The organism is Citrobacter sp. Ce006, from assembly GCF_030336535.1.
GTDB classification, from domain to species: domain Bacteria; phylum Pseudomonadota; class Gammaproteobacteria; order Enterobacterales; family Enterobacteriaceae; genus Citrobacter; species Citrobacter europaeus.
In genome coordinates, this window is the sequence record NZ_JAOWDO010000016.1 from 1 (window position 1) to 233 (window position 233).

At 56.7% G+C, this 233-nt stretch carries 1 protein-coding gene; it reads left to right on the forward strand.

Going from position 1 to position 233, the window contains the following annotated elements; translation table 11 throughout:
• Window positions 1-21 precede the first annotated feature (21 nt).
• Window positions 22-233 (forward strand): DUF2514 family protein (locus tag OGV94_RS00075; protein WP_286522107.1); only part of this gene is annotated, 212 nt, incomplete at its 3' end.

Consider the following 233-nt stretch of genomic DNA (forward strand, 5'->3'; position numbering starts at 1 on the left):
GACGTGCTGGGGGATAGACCAGTGAACCTGCGCTATCAGTTCATTGCTATTTCGTTGCTGGTGGCCGTTGCATTCATCGCGGGTAGCGTATGGAGCAGCCGCGGTTGGGAAAAGAAGTGGGCAGAGCGTGACAGCGTGGAATCATCGCAAACAGCGAACGCGCAGACCGCCGCCCGCATGATTGAGCAAGGGCGCATAATTGCCCGTGATGAGGCTGTAAAAGATGCACAAGC